17 protein-coding genes and 3 pseudogenes are annotated in these 17,125 nt (G+C 65.6%); 9 read left to right on the top strand and 11 right to left on the bottom strand.

Annotated elements, in window-relative coordinates:
• The first annotated feature begins 84 nt into the window (after positions 1–84).
• A complete protein-coding gene (locus QFZ69_RS02535; protein WP_306915443.1) occupies positions 85–330 on the top strand; it encodes a hypothetical protein in 246 nt (81 codons plus the stop codon).
• Positions 331–368: 38 nt separating this feature from the next.
• Here the strand turns inward: QFZ69_RS02535 and QFZ69_RS02530 are convergent, their stop codons facing one another.
• Entirely contained in the window at positions 369–782 is a 414-nt protein-coding gene (locus QFZ69_RS02530; RefSeq protein ID WP_306915440.1) for a VOC family protein, read from the bottom strand.
• Between the two features lie 145 nt (positions 783–927).
• Positions 928–1,494: a type 1 glutamine amidotransferase domain-containing protein gene (locus tag QFZ69_RS02525; RefSeq protein ID WP_306915439.1), complete on the bottom strand. Its 567-nt coding sequence runs from the start codon at positions 1,492–1,494 to the stop codon at positions 928–930.
• Positions 1,495–1,694: 200 nt separating this feature from the next.
• Here QFZ69_RS02525 and QFZ69_RS02520 point away from each other — a divergent pair, with 200 nt between their 5' ends.
• From QFZ69_RS02520 to QFZ69_RS02490, 7 genes and pseudogenes are all read left to right on the top strand, one after another.
• The gene (locus QFZ69_RS02520) at positions 1,695–1,946 is read left to right on the top strand and encodes a DUF2630 family protein (RefSeq protein WP_306915437.1); all 252 of its coding nucleotides are present in this window, start codon (positions 1,695–1,697) and stop codon (positions 1,944–1,946) included.
• Between the two features lie 160 nt (positions 1,947–2,106).
• A pseudogene (locus tag QFZ69_RS02515) lies at positions 2,107–3,223 on the top strand (AI-2E family transporter).
• A gap of 165 nt (positions 3,224–3,388) precedes the next feature.
• A complete protein-coding gene (locus QFZ69_RS02510) occupies positions 3,389–3,706 on the top strand; it encodes a DUF6221 family protein (protein ID WP_306915435.1) in 318 nt (105 codons plus the stop codon).
• A 100-nt stretch (positions 3,707–3,806) separates the two neighbouring features.
• Positions 3,807–5,183, top strand: a pseudogene (locus QFZ69_RS02505) (S8 family serine peptidase); the annotation flags it as partial.
• Positions 5,176–5,439: pseudogene (locus tag QFZ69_RS02500) on the top strand (hypothetical protein); the annotation flags it as partial. The pseudogenes QFZ69_RS02505 and QFZ69_RS02500, both read left to right, overlap by 8 nt.
• 84 nt (positions 5,440–5,523) lie before the next feature.
• Complete coding sequence (locus QFZ69_RS02495) at positions 5,524–5,655, top strand: hypothetical protein (protein ID WP_307000494.1); 132 nt, start codon at positions 5,524–5,526, stop codon at positions 5,653–5,655.
• Positions 5,656–5,878: 223 nt separating this feature from the next.
• A complete protein-coding gene (locus QFZ69_RS02490) occupies positions 5,879–7,180 on the top strand; it encodes an ammonium transporter (protein ID WP_373463158.1) in 1,302 nt (433 codons plus the stop codon).
• A gap of 179 nt (positions 7,181–7,359) precedes the next feature.
• Here QFZ69_RS02490 and QFZ69_RS02485 read toward each other — a convergent pair whose 3' ends face one another.
• From QFZ69_RS02485 to QFZ69_RS02460, 6 genes are all read right to left on the bottom strand, one after another.
• Positions 7,360–8,220 (bottom strand): phosphogluconate dehydrogenase C-terminal domain-containing protein, encoded by an 861-nt coding sequence (locus tag QFZ69_RS02485; RefSeq protein WP_306915431.1) that lies wholly within the window; start codon positions 8,218–8,220, stop codon positions 7,360–7,362.
• A 1-nt stretch (position 8,221) separates the two neighbouring features.
• Entirely contained in the window at positions 8,222–9,037 is an 816-nt protein-coding gene (locus QFZ69_RS02480) for a sugar phosphate isomerase/epimerase (protein WP_306915429.1), read from the bottom strand.
• Entirely contained in the window at positions 9,034–9,864 is an 831-nt protein-coding gene (locus tag QFZ69_RS02475; RefSeq protein ID WP_306915427.1) for a triose-phosphate isomerase family protein, read from the bottom strand. The genes QFZ69_RS02480 and QFZ69_RS02475 overlap by 4 nt, the downstream gene beginning before the upstream one ends.
• Positions 9,848–10,318 carry a ribose-5-phosphate isomerase gene (locus QFZ69_RS02470; RefSeq protein WP_306915425.1) on the bottom strand — a complete coding sequence of 157 codons (471 nt, stop codon included), beginning with the start codon at positions 10,316–10,318 and terminating at the stop codon, positions 9,848–9,850. Before QFZ69_RS02470 ends, QFZ69_RS02475 begins: the two co-directional genes overlap by 17 nt.
• Positions 10,315–12,063 carry a dihydroxyacetone kinase family protein gene (locus QFZ69_RS02465; RefSeq protein ID WP_306915422.1) on the bottom strand — a complete coding sequence of 583 codons (1,749 nt, stop codon included), beginning with the start codon at positions 12,061–12,063 and terminating at the stop codon, positions 10,315–10,317. The genes QFZ69_RS02470 and QFZ69_RS02465 overlap by 4 nt, the downstream gene beginning before the upstream one ends.
• A 137-nt stretch (positions 12,064–12,200) precedes the next feature.
• Entirely contained in the window at positions 12,201–13,565 is a 1,365-nt protein-coding gene (locus tag QFZ69_RS02460; protein ID WP_306915420.1) for an MFS transporter, read from the bottom strand.
• Between the two features lie 210 nt (positions 13,566–13,775).
• Between QFZ69_RS02460 and QFZ69_RS02455 the strand changes: the two genes are divergently transcribed.
• Positions 13,776–14,534 carry a FadR/GntR family transcriptional regulator gene (locus QFZ69_RS02455; protein WP_306915418.1) on the top strand — a complete coding sequence of 253 codons (759 nt, stop codon included), beginning with the start codon at positions 13,776–13,778 and terminating at the stop codon, positions 14,532–14,534.
• On the opposite strand, the gene QFZ69_RS02450 is transcribed toward QFZ69_RS02455, so the two are convergent.
• From QFZ69_RS02450 to QFZ69_RS02440, 3 genes are all read right to left on the bottom strand, one after another.
• Positions 14,531–15,121: a DUF1992 domain-containing protein gene (locus tag QFZ69_RS02450; protein WP_306915416.1), complete on the bottom strand. Its 591-nt coding sequence runs from the start codon at positions 15,119–15,121 to the stop codon at positions 14,531–14,533. The two genes, QFZ69_RS02455 and QFZ69_RS02450, sit on opposite strands and share 4 nt — an antisense overlap.
• A 115-nt stretch (positions 15,122–15,236) precedes the next feature.
• Positions 15,237–16,226, bottom strand: a complete 990-nt coding sequence (locus tag QFZ69_RS02445) for an Ldh family oxidoreductase (protein WP_306915414.1) — start codon at positions 16,224–16,226, stop codon at positions 15,237–15,239.
• A 103-nt stretch (positions 16,227–16,329) separates the two neighbouring features.
• Positions 16,330–17,109, bottom strand: a complete 780-nt coding sequence (locus QFZ69_RS02440; protein ID WP_306915413.1) for a carboxymuconolactone decarboxylase family protein — start codon at positions 17,107–17,109, stop codon at positions 16,330–16,332.
• Positions 17,110–17,125 lie beyond the last annotated feature (16 nt).

Here is a 17,125-nt window from a genome sequence, read left to right as displayed (position 1 = left end):
GGGGACTGCCGGTGCCTGTAACTTTGGGAGGAGAGCCCACGGGAACTACTGCAACGCAGCCGCATGCCGCAACGGGAGGAATCGATGAGCACCGGATCCAAGGAACCAGAGAACATCGTCAACGACGGGGTCGAGCAGGGATCGCCGGCCGGTGGGAATCCGGTGCCCCGCGAGGAAGGTCAGGCGGCCGCCCACGAGGGGACCGGCGCTACCGGGCAGCAGGCCGCCGTCGGGTCGGGGGATGCCAATAAGGCGGCAGGTCCGGCGGAGGAGCAGGACGAACAGACCGGCGACGACCGTGGCCTCACCACGGATTCAAGTCCGGACTGAGCCCACGGCCGTGACGCCTGCGCTACGTGACGCCTGCGCTATGTGGTGGACGGGGCGATATTGACGAGCCAGTCAATTCCGAACTTGTCCTTGCACATCCCGAAGGTGTCACCCCAGGGCGCCTTCTCCAGAGGCATCGCCACTGTGCCGCCGTCGGCCAGTTTGTCGAAGTAGCCGCGGAGCTCGGCCTCGTCGGAACCGCTGAGGGACACCGAGATGTTGTTGCCCGGCGTATAGTCCATCCCGTTCGGGGTGTCGGCGCCCATCAGCACCATGCCCTTCTCGGCAGTCAGCATGGCGTGCATGATCTTGTCCTGCTCGGCCACGTCCTCGCTGGCGTGGAACTCGCCGAACGTGCTCATGCTCAATTCACCGCCGAACACCGTCTGGTAGTAGGTCATGGCTTCTTTCGCGTTGTCGCGGAAACCAAGGTAGGGATTGAGCGTGATCATGTCCGGAACTCCTTGCGGCGTCGGGGGCGCCCGCCGCGAGGCCGGTTGGCGACGGCGGGACGGGTGCAGTTACAGGGCATATCCTGCCCCAGATCGGAGAGACTGGGTAGGGGTACTCCTGCGCTGGCCCTCCGCCGACGGCGGCTTAAACCGTCTGCCCGGCGTGCTCGCCCTCTTCGATCTCTTCCAGCATTTTGTCGTTAAAGGCGGCAAGGTCGTCGGGGTTCCGGCTGGTCACCAGGCCCTGGTCCACTACCACTTCCTCGTTTCTCCAGTTGGCCCCGGCGTTCTTCAGGTCGGTCTGGAGCGTGTGGTAGGAAGTGACGTTCCGGCCGCTGATGACGCCGGCGTCGATCAGCAACCATGGTCCGTGGCAGATCGAGGCCACCGGCTTGTGCTGTTCGAAGAAGGCACGCGTGAACGCCTGGGCGTCCTTGTCCACACGAAGGTGGTCGGCGTTGACGACGCCGCCGGGAATCACCAGGGCGTGGAAGTCTGCGGCATTGGCCTCGGCCGCCGTGAGGTCGACGTCGAAGGTCCCGCCTTTTTCAGTGCCGTGGTAGCCCTGCAGCTTGCCGCTTTTGGGCGCCACCAGAGTGGGTTCGCCGCCGGCTTCCTTTACGGCATCCCAAGGGCTGGTGAGCTCCACCTGCTCCACGCCGTCCGTCAGCAGAAATGCGACCTTCTTGCCTGCAATGTTGTGCTCTGACATATGTCCTCCTGATGCCGGGCGAGGGTCCAGAGGGCGCGTCGCCGCTCAAAACGCCCTGCGGAGACTGGAATGGCTTACATCTCCAACTCTAGGAAGCCCCAAACTAAGAAGCAAGCTGATGATGCGTTGGGGAGCTCTGGCCACCGCACCTCCACCTCACTACGCTGGCGGAAGGACGCTACCGAAGAAAGAAGGCCGTCATGGACGAACGGGACATCCTCAACCGGATCTCGGCGCTGGTGGAAGAGGAGCAGGCACTGCGCGAGAAGGCGCCGTCCTCCTCGCCCGACTACGAGCACGGACCCGACCACGAGCGGCTGAAGCGTCTGGAAGAGGACCTGGACCAGTGCTGGGACCTCCTCCGGCAACGGCGGGCCAAGCGCCAGTACGGCGAGAACCCGGACGAGGCGGCAGTGCGGCCCGTCAATCAGGTGGAAGGCTACGAGTCCTGACCCTCGACGAGGATCCGCTGGCGCTGGCCGCGTAGACCGTGGCCGGAACGGCTGGCGGCTGTCCCGAGGCCAAGCTGGAAGAAGTCACCGGACGTGGCATGGACGTTCACAGCCCGGAGTCCCCCGGGGCAACCAGGAGTGCCGCTTGGAAGGAGAAGTCATCTCGGAAACAGCCCCTTCGACCCGCAGTGCCCGCGATGTCTGGAGCGACAGTCTGGGCCGGGCAGGCATGCGCTCCGCACAGGTGCTGCTGGTCCTGGCACTTGTCGTCGTGGCGGTCTACGGACTGCTGCAGATCCGCCTTTTGGTGATTTCGCTTGTGATCGCCCTCATCCTGGCTGCCGCGATTGGCCCCTTCGTGAATATGCTGCGGCGACGCGGAGTGCCGGGTGGCGCGGCTACTGGCGTCGCGTATGTGACCCTCTGCTGCTGCTGGCATCCGTGATCAGCGTGATCATCCTTTCGGTGCGTAACCAGTGGGACGAGCTGTTCACCCGGGCAGCGTCCGGGCTGGACGAGCTCGAAAGCTTCCTTTTGACCGGTCCCATCCCGGTCGACCCTGAACAGCTTGCGCAGGCGCGCGCAGGTATCGTCGATTTCGCCACGAGCAGCCAGCTTCTCTCCGGAGCCGCCTCCGGCCTTTCGCTGGTGACCGAGTTCCTCGCCGGGGCCAGCCTCGTGGTCGTCATACTGTTCTTTTTCCTCAAGGACGGTGCCAAGATCTGGAACTTCCTGCTTCGCCCCTACGGCGGACTAAGGGCGGCCAGGCTCCGTCGCGTGGGACACCGCACCATGGAAGTACTCGGCGGCTACGTCCGTGGAACTGCAATCGTTGCGCTGGTCGACGCTGTGGCTATCGGCATCGCGCTGTTGATCCTGCAGGTTCCCCTGGCCATTCCGCTGGCCATCATCGTATTCATCGGAGCGTTCGTACCGCTCGTGGAGCCACGGTGGCAGGAATCCTGGCCGCGCTCGTGGCGCTCGTCGCCAACGGCCCCGTGGTTGCCCTCATCGTCGCGGCCGTCGTCATCGCCGTGAACCAGCTGGAGGGGGACCTGCTGCAGCCGATCGTCATGGGCAATTCCCTCCAAGTCCATGCCTTGGTCATCCTGTTGGCACTGACGGCCGGAACCATCCTCGCCGGAATCATCGGGGTCGTGCTGTCCGTACCCATCGCCGCAGTGGCATGGGCGATCATCCAGGTTTGGACAGCGGAAGACCCGGACCTCAAGCCCATGAATCCGGACCTTCCCCAGGCCGGCAGCCAGCCTGTCTAGGGCGATTCTCAAGAACGGTTCGAGCCGACAGCCCTGCCGGCTCGATGGTGGATGCTCATCGCCGAACTGGGCAGCGGGAGCAGCGGGAATGGCCTGCCATACTCCGCCTTAGGGTCGGGTCTCCCCAGATATCGGAGGAACACAGGGGGCGCGTAATCTCGAGGTGTGGACGTTGTCGAGTTCCTGTCCCAGCGGATCGCCGAAGACGAGGCGGCGGCGCGGAATCTGCTCAATGCCAGATCACTCTCCCGGTCTGGCGAATGGTACGAGCGCCGCCTCCTGTTGGAATGTGAGGCCAAAAAACGGCTGATCGGCATCGTCGAATCCGCCCGCCAGGCGGCCCTGGCTGCGATGGTCCGCGCTTCGGACGGGGATGCCCCGTGGAGTCCGGAGGCCCTCGAATGGACCACGCTATCCCTCAATGCCCTCGCTTTGCCCTACCTTGATCATCCCGACTTTGAACGGCACTGGCTCCAACTGTAGGGCGAGTCAACGTCCGTGACCTGGATCTAACGGGCTTGTAACCCGACGTTAATCCGGCTGTGTGAGTCTGGAGTAACGGACTCGTCCGAGACTGCCCGCCATGCTGCAATCAGCAACTGCAGAGGAGTTCCGCCGATATGAACAGTCACGACGACGACTTGGCCGATATCCCTCCAACGACCGAACACGGAGAGGTCCGGCCCGATCTGAGCAGCCCCCATGTCCGCGAGGACGTCGCCATGGCGGGCCGCTGCGCCAACGTCCATCTCCCCACTGGACGTACCTGCACCCGTCCGGCGCGGCACGGGGGTTCATGCGCGTTCGTCGGGCCGGAGGACGCGGACCACGCAGCCGTTTCCTAACCTCACGAGCTGGATCTTGGCCCCTAATTTACGGTCGTCAACGCTGTCCAAGGTTTTTCAAAGGGCCTACCATCGGAGAGGGGGCACTCGATAGCGAAGACGCGTCATGGGAGGCCACAATGTACAGTCAGGTCCCGGGTCATTCTGCCCAATCACGTCTACCCTCGGGGGCGGTCCGGCCGCGGCGGCGTTGGAGTTCCGCGTATCCGCCGACCCGGGGAGCGTGGCGCCGGCGGATGCTGGGGATTCTTGCCGCGATGGCATTGGCCCTCGGTGGCGGTGTGGTTGCCGCGGCCCCGTCGCTCGGCGCCGGGGCAGAGCAAAGCTACATTGTGGTCCTCAAAGACACGGTACCGGACGCGGGCGCTGTTGCAGCTGCCCACCAAGGTAAATACGGCTTCACGGCAGCCAGGGTCTACCGCCACGCGGTGAGCGGCTATGCCGGCACGATGACTGCGTCGGAGGCGCAGGCCGTCGCGATCGAACCTGACGTTGAGTTCGTCACCATGGGCCGTACCTTTGACACGCCGAACGACCCTGTACCCTCCGACGCCGAGGTCGCCCCGTTCTGGTGGCTGCGCATCGGCGGAACCGTGGACGAGGCCAGGAACAAGACCGTCGGAGATGGCAGCAGCGGGGATGCGCCGGATTCGGTCGACGTGAATGTGGCCGTCATTGACAGCGGAATCGACGGCGCCCACCCGGACCTCAACGTGCGGGGCGGCGTTGACTGCTCCACGGGAACGCCGGTCGCGGTGAGCCCTATCGACAAGCTGGGTCACGGGACCGCGGTGGCAGGCATCATCGGCGCCCGGAACAACAACCTCGGGATCATCGGCACGGCTCCCGGCACACCGCTGTGGTCCGTCCGGGTGGTTGACGACTACGACGTGATCACCGAGGAGAGCCTGATTTGCGCCATCGACTGGGTGACGTCGACGCGTAGGGACGATGACGGCGGCAACGACATCGAGGTGGCCAACATCAGCATCGGCGGTCCGGGCAGCGACACGGCCGACTGCGGTCGCGGCTCGGATCCGATGCACTACGCGATCTGCCGCTCGGTCAGGGCCGGGGTCGCGTACGCGGTCGCTGCCGGCAACGCGGGTGCCGATATCGCCGGCACCGTGCCGGCCGCCTATCGCGAGGTGCTTACCGCGACGGCAATGGCAGACTTCGACGGACGTCCCGGTGGAGTTGCTGCGCCGGTCTGCGGTCCTGAAAACTGGGCCGACGTCGGACAACGCGACGACCAGCCCTGCCTTCTTCTCGAATTTCGCCACGCGCTCCAGGGACAAGCGCCACACAGTCGCCGCACCGGGCGTCTGCATGTTGTCCACCGCGCCGGGCGGCCACTACGGCGTCAACCACGGAACGAGCTTTGCGAGCCCCGCCGTGGCAGGCTCGGTAGCACGGTGCATCAGCCAGGACGACTGCCGCGGCTCAGGCAAAGACGTGATGGAGGACTTCCTGGACCGGGCCGAGAACTTCAACAAGAGGGACCATGACCACGGCTTCGACGGGGACCCGATCCGCCCGAAGGATAAGCAGTACTACGGCTATCTGACCCAGCTCGCGAAGTTCTAACCCAGGCCCCTCATGAGCACCCGTTAATATCCCGGAAACATGACCGTCACGTGATCTTAATGCCGGCCCGTTTCCCGTAACTTCCCTGCAATATTCCTTCCCACTCCCGGAAACACGAACCCGGGAGCATTGAAGCCGGACTGGGGGCCGGAGGTGATGCGCCCCGGTAGGCGATTTGTGGAGAAGGGACACGCACGTGGAGCTCACTGCGGGAAACGTCTGGATGCTGGTTTCGGCAGGGCTCGTCTTGCTGATGACACCGGCCCTGGGCCTCTTTTATGGCGGCATGACGCGGGCCAAAGCCTCGCTCAATATGATCATGATGAGTTTCGTGTCTGCGGGAACCGTCGGTGTCGTCTGGATCCTCTGGGGTTACTCGATGACCGGCGGCAACGGCGTGCTGGGTATCTTCGGCGATCCGTTCGCCAGCTTCGGTCTGCAGAGCCTCCTCGGTTCACCGGAACTGATTAAGGCCGGCTACGGAGCGACCTTCGCCATCATCACCGTGGCACTGATCAGCGGCGCCATCGCCGACCGCGCCAAGTTCACCTCGTGGGCCCTCTTCGTGCCCATCTGGATCACGGTTGTCTACTGCCCGCTCGCCTTCATGGTCTGGGGCGGTGGCCTGATGAGCCAGCATGGAGCCGTCAGCGCGGTCTTCGGGCAGGTGATCGACTTCGCCGGCGGGACCGTGGTGGAGATCAGTTCCGGCACCGCCGCGCTGGTCCTGGTGCTGATTCTGGGCAACCGCCAGGGGTTCGGCAAGGACCCCGCCCACCGCCCGCACAACATACCCTTCATCATGCTGGGCGCCGGCATCCTGTGGTTCGGCTGGTTCGGCTTCAACGCCGGCGCCGCGACGACGGCCGAGCAGGCGGGCCTGATCTGGATCAACACGCTGGCTGCTCCGGCCGCGGCCCTGCTCAGCTGGCTGGTCACGGAAAAGATCCGCCACGGGCACCCCACCTCCCTCGGCGCCGCGTCCGGCGTTGTCGCCGGTCTCGTTGCCATCACCCCATCCTGCGCCAACATCAGTCCGATCGCCGCCGTCGGCCTGGGCCTGCTCGCCGGCGCCGCCTGCGCCGTGTTTGTGGACCTGAAGTACCGATACGGTTTTGATGACTCGCTCGACGTCGTCGGCGTCCACCTTGGCGGCGGACTGATCGGCACTCTCGCGCTGGGCTTCATCGCCTTGCCGGTCGACGGTGTCGGCGGCGGGCTGTTCTACGGCGGCGGGCTCCAGCAACTGACCGCCCAGCTGGTCGCCGTCGTCCTCACCGTGTTGCTGTCCGGGCTCGGGACGGCTGTCATCGGGCTGGCCATCCATAGGACCATCGGATTCCGGGTCAGCCCCGAAGCCGAAGCCTCCGGTGTGGACCGCTCTGAACACGCGGAAAGCGCGTACGACTTCGCAGACCTGGGCCAAGGCCGCTTCAGCCCCTTCGGGCAGCACGTTCAGTCCCACCTGGTCCGGACCCCGCCGGCCGCAGCGGACCAGCGCGACACGCAGGAAAGCCTCGTCTAGCCAACTTCGACGCAGCGGCCGCCCGGCGACGCGGAGCATCGAACCCGGTGAAGACCGGCGCTGGTGCGACGCGGACGAGCTGCTGGGCGTACACGCAAAGAGGACGACGGCGGGAGCATCCCGCCGTCGTCCTCAGAACTTGCTGTCCGGCCGCGGCGAAGCCGGCGCGGCCGGATGACTCAGCGCTGGACGGAGTCCAGCTTGAGCATCTTGGCGATCACACTGTCCAGCTCGGAGTCGTCGAAGATCTTCTTCCAGTCGTCCTTGATGATGGTGTCCTTGCCGTACTGGATGGCGATTTCGCAGGCCTCGGAGAACGGGTTGGAGCCGCGCAGGGCGTTGGTCAGGGCGATCTGCACGTGGCCGAACAGCATGGCCTTGGCTGCTTCCTCCGGGACGCCGGCGGTGTGCACCGTCTCGTGGAGGGCCTCGTTGAGCAGGGTGCCGATCATGCACGCCACGGTCTCCACCAGGGTGGGTTCCAGGATGGCCAACTGCTTCACGGTGACCCAGTGGACGTCGATCACGGGCGCGTAGATCACCTTGATGGTGGCTTCGGCGGCGGCCCGGGTCTCCTCGGAGGCGTCCTCGTCGATGGCGGCGACGACGTTCTGGGGGGCGCCCTGGCCGCCGAAGGTATCGGCCCATTCCTCCTTGGTGGTGCGTTCCAGGAACACGGACGGGTGGCAGGGGTGGGCCACGGCCTGGACGACGTCGTCGCGCTTGGCCAAAAGTCCGGCGTAGGCGGCGGCGGGGTCAAGCGTGAGGAGGATGGCGCCGGACTTCATCTGGGGAACCACGCCCTGGGAAACGATGCCCAGCACGGTGTCCGGGACGGCGAGGATCACCACGTCGGCGTCCTTGATGGCGTCCTCGGTGCTGCTGATCTCGCGTCCTTCGGCGCGGACGCGTTCCTGTCCGGCAGGCGAGTTCTCGCTGTAGAAGACGTTGTGGGCGCTCTTCTGGAGGTTGGCTGAAACACGCAACCCCATTTTGCCTCCGGCCCCGATGACGGCGACGGTCAATTGTTCTGCTGACATTTCACTTGCTCCTTAGGAAATCGAGGCTTTGCTGGGTCCACTGGTTTTCGAGGCGGATGGTCTCTTCCTCGGAGTCCTGCCACGGCAGCCAGTGCTCGACAATCTGGTTGATGTTTCTTTCTTTGGGCTGAAGCTTTCCGGCCATGTAGTCATAGTCCAGAAGGCCCTCGCCGAGCGGCGCGCCGGAGTACGTGAACCCGACCCACCCCTCCTTGCGGCTGAATGCAAAGTCTTTGATGTGCATATTGAGGACATAGGGCGCGACGGCGTCAATCACCTCACGGGGCAGCTCAAGGGCCGCCACCGTATTGGCGGGATCGCTGCAGATTCCCAGATTCGGGCTGTCAACGCTGCGGATGACTTCCAGGACCCGGGCGGTGGGGACCTGCTCGTAGGTTTCCACCGCGATCTTCACCCCGGCCGCCTCGAACTCCGGCAGCACCTCCCTGAAGATTGCAATGGCCTCCTCCGTTGCGGGGGTATGGCCGGCGCTGTTGAACATCGTCCGCAGCAGCGGCGAACCGAGGATGCCGGCAATCCGCAGGAACTTCCGGAGGTGCTCCGGGCGGATCCCCTTGGTCCCCAGTTCCAGCGCTATCCCCAGCGAGTCCGCGGTAGCCCGCACGTCCTTGAGTTCCGCGGCGCTCATGGATTCGAGCGGTTCGTAGTCGCAGATCTGGAACAGGTCGACGCCCCAGGCGGCGGTCCGTTCCAGCGCCTCGTGGAGGCTCAGCGGCTCCGCGACCTTGTCGGAGAGCTGCCAGAAGAAGGCGTAGCTGCTGAGGCCGATCGTGCCGGCGCCGGCGGGGCTGCTCATGCTGTCATCTTCATTCCGGCCAGGAGCCCCAGCCGTTCGGCGGTCTCATCCAGGATGGTCCGGAGCGCCTTCGGGTCGTGGGCGAAACGGCCCAGGAAGAGCCCGGCCACGGCCGGGTCCAGCTGGCCGATCAGTCCGGGTCCGGCGCTGCCGCCGTAGATGACCCGGCTGTCCGCCTGCCCGGTCCGGCTGCGGAGGTGCGCGTCCAGGCCGCGGATCACGTCGCTGATAAAGGACGGCGTCGCGGGTTCGGCGGCGCCGATGGCCCACTGCGGTTCGTACGCGACGATGGTCCGGCCGGACTGGCCGAGGCTCTCGGCCCGGTTCAGCACGGCATCGATTTCGCGAATGCAGTGCCGCACGGCATCTGCGGCCGTCCCGTGGCCGGGTTCCCCAACGCACAGGACCGGGGTCAGACCATTGCGGTAGGCGGCCGCGGTCTTCAACCCGATCACGTCATCGTCTTCACCGAAGATGCGGCGCCGCTCGGCGTGGCCCACTTCCGCGAACCGTCCGCCGACCTCGGCGATGATCTTGCCACCGACCTCGCCGGTGAACGCACCCTCGTCCTCCCAGAAGATGTCCTGGGCCCCGGAGGCCGCCCCGGCAGCGCCCAGGATCCGTGCCGCTTCGGCGAGGACCGGATGGGCCGGCAGGGCGAAGAGTTCGATCTCGCCGCTGCGGACGGCGGGGTGGTCCACCGCGATCCCGGCGACGCCGCGGCACCAGTCGAGCGTGCGTTCGTGGCCGAAGTACATCTTCAGGCTGACGCCGATGATGGCCCTCGGCTGAGTGGGGCCCGTGGGGCCCTTAGCAGGAAGTGACACCCTCGTAGTCCTTAATCAGCGTGACTTTCTCCGCCGAGGCCGAGGTTTCGTCAAAGGTGTACGTGAGCCATTCGCGGGCCAGCCGGCGGGCCAGTTCCAGTCCGACGACGCGCTGGCCGAAGGTGAGCACCTGGGCGTTGTTGCTCAGGACGGAGCGCTCCACCGAGAAGCTGTCATGGGCAGTGACAGCCCGCACGCCGGGGACCTTGTTCGCGGCGATGGCGACGCCCAGGCCGGTGCCGCAGACCAGCAGGGCACGGTCGGCCTTGCCGGCGGCGATGAGTTCGGCGGCGGCGATGGCGACGGACGGGTAAGGGGTGTGGCTGGTGGCATCCACGCCCACGTCCTGGACCGATTCAACGAGATCGCTCGCTACCAGATCGGCCTTCAGGGCCTCCTTGTAGTCGAAACCGGCGTCGTCGGCTCCGATCACCAGGCGCAGTTTGGCGCTCATGCTTTCTCCTTAATGGTGGTCCGCTCGATGAGCGTGTTGGAAATGGCTCGTACGATCAGCGCCATGGAGACGGCGCCGGCGTCGGGGGTGCCGAGGCTCTTTTCGGCGTGGGGGCGTGCACGCCCCATGAGCGGCAGCAACTGTGCGGTGGCTTCGGCCGCCTGCTCGGCAACTGTGGCTGCCACGCCCCAAGAGACGCCGAGGGTTCTGCCGGCACTGACGCCGGCGCTGAGCGAGTCGCGGAACGGGACCAGGACATCCACCAGTGTTTTGTCGCCCGGTTTTGCCTTGCCGAATTCCATGATCGCGGCGGCAGCGCCGGCCACGCCATCGGCGACAGCGCTCGCGTCGGGAGCCCTGGAGTCGCCGAGGGAGTCGCCGACGGCGCGGAGCGCCATCCCCCACAACGCCCCCGAGGTCCCGCCGGCTTTGTCGGCCCACGCGTCACCGGCGAGATGCAGCGTGGTCGCGGCCCCTGCCCCGCGGGCAACGGCGTCTGCGGCGGCCGTCACGGCCGCTCCGATTCCACGTTCCATCCCGATGCCGTGGTCGCCGTCGCCGGCGATCGCATCGATCCGGCCGAGTTCCTCGACATTGGCATCCACCGCTGTTTTCGCCGCGCCCAGAACGGCTAGTATGCGGCCGGCCCCGGCGCGGGAGTCTTCGCTGGCGTCCGGGATTTCCACGGTCGGCTCAGCGGCAAGATACCCGCTGCCTTGGGTTTCCAGCGCCTCGGCCGTGACGGCGCCGCGGCGGAACGCAGGGGTGTCGGCGGGAGCAGTCCAGAGGGATTCAAGTTCGTCGTCGAGCCAGAACAACGTGAGTGACGTTCCTGCCATGTCGAAGCTGGTCACCAGCTCACCCACCTGGGGGTCTACGGGCTGGAGGCCGGCCTCGGCGAGGAGCTGTGCGACGCGGCGGTAGACGACAAAGAGCTCTTCGTATTTGACGCTGCCGAGTCCGTTGAGGATGGGGACCACGCGGCGCAGGCTCTCGCTTGTACCGTCGGGGATTTCCGTGAGCAGCTTAGCCACGAGCAGTTCGGCGAGTTCATCCGCCGTCGGGATGTCCGTTTCGTCGATGCCGGGCTCACCGTGGATGCCCATGCCCACAGCCATGCGGCCTTCCGGGACGGAGAACAGGGGATGTTCGGCGCCCGGCAGGGTGCAGCCGGTGAAGGCCACGCCGAACGAGCGGGTCCGGTCGTTGGCGCGCTCCGCGACCGCGACGACGTCGTCCATGGAATAGCCGGCCTCGGCCGCTGCCGCAGCCACCTTGAAGACCGTGAGGTCCCCCGCGATGCCGCGGCGTTTGGTGCGTTCGGCCAGCGGGGCGGAGGAGACGTCGTCGGTGACGGCGATGCTGCGGCATTCGATGCCTTCCTTGCGGAGGCGGTCCTGGGCCTGGTTGAAGTGCAGGACATCGCCGGCGTAGTTGCCGTAGCCCAGCAGCACGCCGGCGCCGTTGTTGGCGGCTTTCGCCACGTTGTAGACCTGCTGGGCGGACGGGGAGGCGAACAGGTTGCCCATAGCGGCGCCGTGCGCCAGGCCCTGGCCCACCAGGCCTGCGAACGCCGGGTAGTGGCCGGAGCCCCCGCCGATCACCAGCGCCACCGTGTCCGGGGTGCTCTTGGTGTTGCGGACAACGCCGCCGGAGACACGCTTCACCCAGCGGCCGTGGGAGGCGGCAAAGCCCTCGATCATTTCATCAGCGAACGCCGAAGGTTCATTGAACAAGCGGGTCATGGGGAGCTCCTGGGCCCAACTAAGGGGAAGTCGTGGTTCGGGTGGGACGGGGTGAGGTGTTGGCGGCGGCGGTGTGCGCCCGGCCGGTCCGGATTGGTACGGAGGCGTCCCCGGTGAGGGGGACGCCTCCGGGTCTGTTACGGCTCGGCGTGGTGCCCGGCTCCCGTCGGGTCCAGGGCTTCCGCGGGGATGCCTTCGCTGACCTTGCCGGAGCGGCTCAGCACCACCATGAGAATGGCCGAAAGGAGCATGAAGCCACCGACGACGAACATCGGCACGGTGTAGGCGCCGGTCAGGTCCTTGAGCCAGCCGGTGATGTAGCCGGCACTGAAGCCTGCGAGGTTGCCCACGGTGTTGATCAGGGCGATGCCAGCAGCCGCAGCTGCGCCGGTGAGGAACTGCGTGGGCACCGTCCAGAAGTTGGGCAGCGCGGCAAAGATCGACATGGCCGTGATGGTGATGACGGCGATGGTGGCGGCCGGCGATCCGGCGAACAGGGCCAGCGGGATGCTGACCGCGCCTATCAGGGCAGGCAGGGCGATGTGCCAGGTCTTGACGCCGCGCTTGGTGGCGTCCTTGGACCAGAAGTACAGCGCGAAGGCTGCAGGCAGGTACGGGATCGCGGTGATCAGGCCCTTCTGGAAGACATCGAACTTGGTGCCGTAGATGCCTTCGAAGCCGGCGATGATGGTAGGCAGGAAGAACGCCAGCGCGTAGAGGCCGTAGATGAAACCGAAGTAGATGGCCGACAGCATCCAGACGCGGCCGTTGCCGAAGACGGTGCGGACGCTGACGTGCTTGTTGCTGGCCGCGGTTGCCTTCTTTTCCGTCTCCAGGGCCGCGGTCAGCCAGGTCTTCTCCTCCTGGGTCAGCCATTTGGCCTTCGCGGGGGAATCAGCCAGGTAGAACCAGGCGATGATGCCGACGATGATGGCGGGGATGGCCACGCCGAAGAACATGACACGCCAGCCGGCGAGTCCGAAGAGTCCGTGCTGCTGGATGAGGAGGCCGGCGAGCGGGGCACCGATCACGGTGGTCAGCGGCTGGGCCAAGTAGAACAGGGCAAGGATCTTGCTGCGGTGCCGGGACGGAACCCAGAGGCTAAGGAAGAGAATGGCGCCGGGGAAGAAGCCGGCCTCGGCCACACCCAGGATGAAGCGCAGGACGTAAAGCTGCTCCACGTTGCCCACCCAGGTGAACAGCAGCGAGACAATGCCCCAGCTGACCATGATGCGTGCAAGCCAGCGCCGGGCGCCGAACTTGTGCAGCGCCAGGTTGCTGGGGACCTCCAGCAGGATGTAGCCGATAAAGAAGACGCCGGAAGCGAAACCGAACTGAGCTGCCGAGAGGGCAAGGTCGGTGTTCATGCCATTGGGACCGGCGAACGAGATCGCTGTCCGGTCCAGGTAGTTGATGAAGAACATCAAAGCAACGAACGGCACCAGCCGGACCGCCACTTTCCTGATTGCAGATCTTTCGACCACCGATTGTGCGGTGTCCACATTGACTCCTAGATGTTGGTCTCCGGAGCGTCCTTCGCCGGACGCCGGGGAGGTGTCTCAAGGCCTGTTTCCGCGAAGCTGGCCGGCCCGCGAGTAAGCCTGTGATTAACACCATAAGACGATTTTGAAAATTGGTCAACCGGTTGACATGTATGTTTCGTCGGCCTGCCGGAGACTTTGCCCAAGGGCTGAGGTTGTTACGCTTTCAGTGTGTCCGTTAACTCCGCCGCCTCGTCGGCCAAAATCAGTGCCGCGCTCGGTTCCATGGAGCAGGGCTCCGTGGTGTCCGAGGTAGCGGAACGCCTGCTGGCCTACTTCACCAGCGGTGAGATCGCCGTCGGAACCCGGCTGCCTGCGGAGCGCCAGCTCGCTGCGTCCCTGGGTGTCGGCCGCTCCGCCGTCCGGGAGGCGTTGGCTGCCCTCGAGATCCTGGGGATCGTCATTGTCCGGCCCGGCTCCGGAACCTACCTTCGCGACGGCATCTCCGAACTGCTCCCCCGCACCCTCAGCTGGGGACTCATGCTGGGCGCCCCGCGCACCCGGGAACTGGTGGAACTCCGCGGCGGCCTCGAGGTGCAGGCCGGGCAGCTTGCGGCCAAGCGGATCACCGATGAGGCGCTGGAGCGGATGCGCGGCAACCTCGCCACGATGGAGGGCAGCCTGGACGACCTGGGCGTCTTTGTGGAGGCCGACGCCGCCTTCCACCGTGAAATCGCAACCAGTTCAGGCAATCAGGTCCTGCAGGAACTGCTTCAAAGCATCCGCTCACTGCTGCGTATCTGGGTGGACCGGGCGCTGACCGAGAAGGGCCATGCGGCGGCAGCCCTGGCCGAACACTGGGAGATCTTCCGCGCGCTGGAAGCACGGGACGAGTCTGCCGTCACGGCCGCAATGCGCTCGCACATGGATACGGCCGCGCGGCGCCTGCTGGCGGGCTTCGATGCCGACCAAGCCGAGGCCGGCGCCTAGGAAGTGTGCCAGATCCGGCGCCACCAGGGACCCTTCTTCTCCGGCTCCGGTGGGGCAGCAGCAGCGGTGGCCGCCCGGCGGGCGTGCCAGCGTTCCAGTTCGGCGTCGACGTCGCGGGTCTTTGTGATCACGGGCGGCCCGCCCTGGAGCTGCCGCCGCGCGTCGATGATGCGCCGGTTGAAGTCTTCCAGGATGTCCCGCACCTGTTTCTCGGAGAATTGGGCATCGAGCCTGGCGTCGAGTCCGGCGTCCTCGGTGCGGAGCAGAATGGCTTTCGGGCCAAGGCCGGTGATGTTCTCGCGTTGCAGCAGGCCCTTGACCCACCAGTCGGGATCGTAGGCCTCCCCCAGTCCCGGGATGGGCTTGCCGGCGTACTTCAGGTTGTCGAACTTCCCCTGCGCCATGGCCTCGCGGATGAGGTATTCCGCCTTCGCGGCGTCGTCCACCTTCGCGCGTTTCTGCCGGAGTTCTTCCTCCGCGGCAGTCAGCTCGTCGTTCTCCCGGGCGGTACTGCCGCTGGCCCGCACCGCACGGAGCTCGGCGGCCCGTTCCACCCGGCGCCGGAACGCGCTTCCGCCGCTGTTCATGAGCCGTTACGGCCGTCACCGGCCAAAACTCCATCCGTGGAGAATTCCCTCATGTGACCACGGTAGGCCTGCCGGGTTGCCGTGTCGACCACCCCGCCCGGATGCGCCTGCCACACTAGCGCTGAGCGGCCAGGGTCCGAACCGCTTCGAGGACCGAGGCATCGACGTCGAATCCTCCGGCTGCACGCTGCGCGTCCCGCCGGGCGGCAGACCGTTCGAAGGGCATGCGGACGGGAACTTCCTCATCCGTCCGCCGGGTTGTCCGCATGGTCTGCGAAAACTCCGAGACCTTCGCCTTGAATTCGTCCCCGGGTGTCAGCAGATCAGGCTGAATTGCGAGGACAAAGAAGCCAAAGTCCTCCAGCGGCTTGGGGAAAACGGGCGACCCGGCCAGCATTCCCAGCAACTGGACGCTGACGCCGAGGCCGCTGCCCTTGTGTCCGCCCCAGGCAGTGAAAGCTCCGGACAAGGCTTGTGCCGGATCGGTGGTCGGTTGGCCGTTGGCGTCGTAGGCGACGCCGGGCGGCAACTGGTGCCCCAGCCGCTGCGCAAGGACAGCCTGGGCATGGATGACCTCCGAGATCCCGATGTCCCAAACGACCGGTGTCGAACCGCTGGGAAACCCCAGACAAAACGGGTTCGTGCCGAACCGGCCCTCCGTCCCGCCAAACGGAGCCACCCAAGGGGTCGAGTTCGAGGCGATCAGGGCGACGAGCCCTCGAGCTGTGATCATCTCGGCATAGTAGGACAGCATTCCCGTGTACCAGGTATTGCTCGCTCCGACGACTGCGAGGCCGATGCCTGCTGCCTTGTCGATGGCGATCTCCACGGCTTGCTGCGCCACGACGTAACCGAGTCGGTCTCCGCCATCCAGTTGGGCCGAGACGGGCGTTTGCCGCGTGATGCGGATGGCGTCTCTGCCCAAGGGCTTCGCTGCCAGCCGCTCGCCGATGCTCAGGATTCGGGCCAATCCACTGAAGGACAAGCCCCTCAGCTCACAATCGAGGAGATGGCGCACGGTGACATCTGCTTCGGGTTCAGACAGCCCCAAACCCCTCAGGGCGTTGAAGCCGACTTCCCTGGCGGCATCCAATCCTACAAACATCCTGCTGCCTTCCGATCGGTCTGTAACGAGGGTCGCAGCCCGAGTGCCACACTGTGTGGACCTGTAACCGGCGGGCTCATCGGCTGGCTGCGGAACACTGGTGCTACGTCACCCTGAGGTTTTTTTCTGCCTCGAACGCGGCTAGTTCCTCGAGGATGATCGGAGCCGCGGTGGTGGCTGCGTGGATGCCGATGACGCTGGCGATCTCCATCACTTCGATGATTTCCTCCACTGTCGCGCCGTAGCGCAGTGCATTCTCCATGTGCAGTTTCGTGCCGCGCTCATAAAGATGGGTGGCCGCAATATCAAATGCAATGTAGATAAATTCCTTGACTTTGGGCTCCAGCGGCCCATATTTCCAGGAGGCGGAGGAGAACTCGGTGTATGCCTCAAGGTATTCCGGGTCCAAGTCCAGCGTGTCGTCCCAGGTCTTGTTCCAGTAGCCGCGGTTCACGGTGAATTCCTTCTTGACCCGCTCCTGGAACTCGGTCAGGGGTTGCTTGGCGGGCCGCGCGCCGGTTTCGTCCAGAACCTCGCAGAGAATGGGCACCCCGACGTTCATGGCGTGCACGCCGAGGGTGCTGGCCAGTTCCACGACCTCCATGATCTCTGCCGAAGTGGCACCAAGCCGCAACGCGGCCCGGACATGCTGCCGGACGCCCGGCAGGTACATATGGGTTGCCGCGCTGTCCACGGCGATGTAGATGAACTCCTTGACCTTATCTTCCAGATGGTTCTTCTTCCACGGAACGGAGGACAGGGATAGATACCCGGCGAGGAACTCGGGGCTGAGCGCCAAAATGGCCTCCCATGAGTCACCCCATGTTCCGCGGATGCTGATGAAGTCTTGCTTGATTTGCTGCTGGCGGGCTGTCAGTTCCATGGTTGGACCTTCTCTG

The organism is Arthrobacter sp. V1I7, assembly GCF_030817015.1.
Taxonomy (GTDB): Bacteria; Actinomycetota; Actinomycetes; order Actinomycetales; family Micrococcaceae; genus Arthrobacter.
This window is presented reverse-complemented; position numbering and strand designations above follow the sequence as displayed.

Excerpts from the sequence above, each read along its gene's own strand:
- QFZ69_RS02485 (WP_306915431.1), bottom strand. The coding sequence starts at position 8,220 with ATGTCAGCAGAACAATTGACCGTCGCCGTCATCGGGGCCGGAGGCAAA.
- QFZ69_RS02525 (WP_306915439.1), bottom strand. The coding sequence starts at position 1,494 with ATGTCAGAGCACAACATTGCAGGCAAGAAGGTCGCATTTCTGCTGACG.
- QFZ69_RS02440 (WP_306915413.1), bottom strand. The coding sequence starts at position 17,109 with ATGGAACTGACAGCCCGCCAGCAGCAAATCAAGCAAGACTTCATCAGC.
- QFZ69_RS02445 (WP_306915414.1), bottom strand. The coding sequence starts at position 16,226 with ATGTTTGTAGGATTGGATGCCGCCAGGGAAGTCGGCTTCAACGCCCTG.
- QFZ69_RS02470 (WP_306915425.1), bottom strand. The coding sequence starts at position 10,318 with ATGAGCGCCAAACTGCGCCTGGTGATCGGAGCCGACGACGCCGGTTTC.
- QFZ69_RS02530 (WP_306915440.1), bottom strand. The coding sequence starts at position 782 with ATGATCACGCTCAATCCCTACCTTGGTTTCCGCGACAACGCGAAAGAA.
- QFZ69_RS02480 (WP_306915429.1), bottom strand. The coding sequence starts at position 9,037 with ATGAGCAGCCCCGCCGGCGCCGGCACGATCGGCCTCAGCAGCTACGCC.
- QFZ69_RS02535 (WP_306915443.1), top strand. The coding sequence starts at position 85 with ATGAGCACCGGATCCAAGGAACCAGAGAACATCGTCAACGACGGGGTC.
- QFZ69_RS02520 (WP_306915437.1), top strand. The coding sequence starts at position 1,695 with ATGGACGAACGGGACATCCTCAACCGGATCTCGGCGCTGGTGGAAGAG.
- QFZ69_RS02465 (WP_306915422.1), bottom strand. The coding sequence starts at position 12,063 with ATGACCCGCTTGTTCAATGAACCTTCGGCGTTCGCTGATGAAATGATC.
- QFZ69_RS02490 (WP_373463158.1), top strand. The coding sequence starts at position 5,879 with ATGCTGGTTTCGGCAGGGCTCGTCTTGCTGATGACACCGGCCCTGGGC.
- QFZ69_RS02450 (WP_306915416.1), bottom strand. The coding sequence starts at position 15,121 with ATGAACAGCGGCGGAAGCGCGTTCCGGCGCCGGGTGGAACGGGCCGCC.